Source organism: Seongchinamella sediminis, assembly GCF_003457605.1.
In the GTDB taxonomy this organism is placed as follows: domain Bacteria; phylum Pseudomonadota; class Gammaproteobacteria; order Pseudomonadales; family Halieaceae; genus Halioglobus; species Halioglobus sediminis.
Genome location: NZ_QRAN01000047.1, coordinates 1 through 2,500, shown reverse-complemented (window position 1 = coordinate 2,500; position 2,500 = coordinate 1). Strand labels below are relative to the sequence as shown.

The following is a 2,500-nucleotide window of genomic DNA, read 5'->3' as shown; positions in this document are numbered from 1 at the left end:
TCAAAAGCACATGACCGACCGAACGAACAAAATAACGCGGCCAGAGGCACAGCAGACCAGTTACAGCAGGCCTGTAGCTCAGTTGGTTAGAGCGCACCCCTGATAAGGGTGAGGTCGGCAGTTCAAATCTGCCCAGGCCTACCAAATCGCCCTTGCTCTTCGTTGCCGACTTGCTCATGTGCTATTCGCACACCACGCAAGCCGGCGCCTCGATCAAGAACGATTTGGAGTACTTGGTAGGTTTCGAGATTGCTGCAAGCAGTTATGGGGCTATAGCTCAGCTGGGAGAGCGCTTGATTTGCATTCAAGAGGTCTGCGGTTCGATCCCGCATAGCTCCACCATCTCACGCATCACTGAAGTCAGAAACAAGCACATGNCGATTTGGAGTACTTGGTAGGTTTCGAGATTGCTGCAAGCAGTTATGGGGCTATAGCTCAGCTGGGAGAGCGCTTGATTTGCATTCAAGAGGTCTGCGGTTCGATCCCGCATAGCTCCACCACTTACTCGAAGGGGGGAATGGTCGCTTGAAGGAAGAGTTGGTAGCGGAACCGCAGCCCTATGGTCTGCGACGGATGGCCGCCCCGTTCGATCCCGCATAGCTCCACCATCTTCTCTTTACAAGAGGCGCATCACTGAAGTCAGAAACAAGCACATGTTGTGTGTTTGTTTCTGGTTTTACACCGGAACTGTTCTTTAACAAGGTAAATCAAGCTGAGTCTTTGGACTGATGCAAAGCACTTTTGAAGTGAGTTGCACGGTTCATAGATAAATTGTTCTGATGATGGCGGGTTTCAATTCCCCGTTGTCATCGACGAGTTGTAATACAACACTGTGACTTAAGCGTCACAACATCCGGCGGGCAGGCACTTTGATCGGTGCCTGTCTACTAAGTACCTGGCCTTTGCCAAAGGGGGCCAGGGAACTGTCTTCTTGAACAGATAACTTCGGTTATATGGTCAAGTGACTAAGCGTATACGGTGGATGCCTTGGCAGTTGGAGGCGATGAAGGACGTTGTAGCCTGCGAAAAGCTTCGGGGAGTCGGCAAACAGACTTTGATCCGGAGATGTCCGAATGGGGAAACCCACCTGGTGTCAGCCAGGTACCTTTTACTGAATACATAGGTAAAAGGGGCGAACGAGGGGAACTGAAACATCTAAGTACCCTTAGGAACAGAAATCAATTGAGATTCCCCCAGTAGCGGCGAGCGACCGGGGATCAGCCTGCAAGTGATAGCAGTGATGTTAGTGGAACGGTCTGGAAAGTCCGGCGATAGAGGGTGATAGCCCCGTACACGAAAACATCGTTGTGGTACTGAGCTTGCGAGAAGTAGGTCGGGACACGTGTTATCTTGACTGAAGACGGGGGGACCATCCTCCAAGGCTAAATACTACCAACTGACCGATAGTGAACCAGTACCGTGAGGGAAAGGCGAAAAGAACCCCGGAGAGGGGAGTGAAATAGAACCTGAAACCGTGTACGTACAAGCAGTGGGAGCCCGATCTTCAAGCCCTTTTGGGGGAGTGAGGAAGGCCCTCTGAAGTTTGGGAACAGGTTAGCGTCGCGTAGCGACGATCAACCGCCCCAAAAGAAGCAGAGAGGGTTTGAAGATCGGGTGACTGCGTACCTTTTGTATAATGGGTCAGCGACTTAATGTTTGTAGCAAGCTTAACCGTATAGGGGAGGCGTAGGGAAACCGAGTCTTAATAGGGCGTTTAGTTGCAGGCATTAGACCCGAAACCGGGCGATCTATCCATGAGCAGGTTGAAGGTGCCGTAACAGGCACTGGAGGACCGAACCCACTTATGTTGAAAAATGAGGGGATGACTTGTGGATCGGAGTGAAAGGCTAATCAAGCCCGGAGATAGCTGGTTCTCCTCGAAATCTATTTAGGTAGAGCGTCGTGTCTTACCCTGGGGGGTAGAGCACTGTTTGGGCTAGGGGGTCATCCCGACTTACCAACCCCATGCAAACTCCGAATACCCAGGAGTACAATCACGGCAGACAGACGGCGGGTGCTAACGTCCGTCGTCGAGAGGGCAACAACCCAGACCGCCAGCTAAGGTCCCAAATACCAGTTAAGTGGGAAACGATGTGGGAAGGCTTAGACAGCTAGGAGGTTGGCTTAGAAGCAGCCATCCTTTAAAGAAAGCGTAATAGCTCACTAGTCGAGTCGGCCTGCGCGGAAGATGTAACGGGGCTAAACTGGTAACCGAAGCTGCGGATGCGTGTACTTCACTTAAGCTTATTCTCAGGCGCTTGTCGTCGGCGTTAGCCGACGACCAGGCCCCCTCGAACGTTGAGGTGGCCGGGATAAGATGAGGATGTGATTTGCGTAGCAAATCGCTTACTTAAAATCAGGAGCCGTAAGGCGAGTGAGTTTAAGGAAGTGCACGCATGGTAGAGGAGCGTTCTGTAAGCCGTTGAAGGTGAACCGGGAGGTTTGCTGGAGGTATCAGAAGTGCGAATGCTGACATGAGTAACGATAAGGGGGGTGAAAA

Annotated in this window: 3 tRNA genes and 1 rRNA gene; all 4 read left to right on the top strand. The window is 51.7% G+C overall.

The features are described 5' to 3' along the window. Positions 1-67: 67 nt before the first annotated feature. A tRNA-Ile gene (locus tag DWB85_RS19165) sits at positions 68-144 on the top strand. Positions 145-266: 122 nt separating this feature from the next. Next, positions 267-342 (top strand) — tRNA-Ala (locus tag DWB85_RS19160). An 82-nt stretch (positions 343-424) separates the two neighbouring features. After that, positions 425-500, top strand: a tRNA-Ala gene (locus DWB85_RS19155). Between the two features lie 455 nt (positions 501-955). Next, positions 956-2,500 (top strand): 23S ribosomal RNA (locus DWB85_RS19150); the annotation flags it as partial.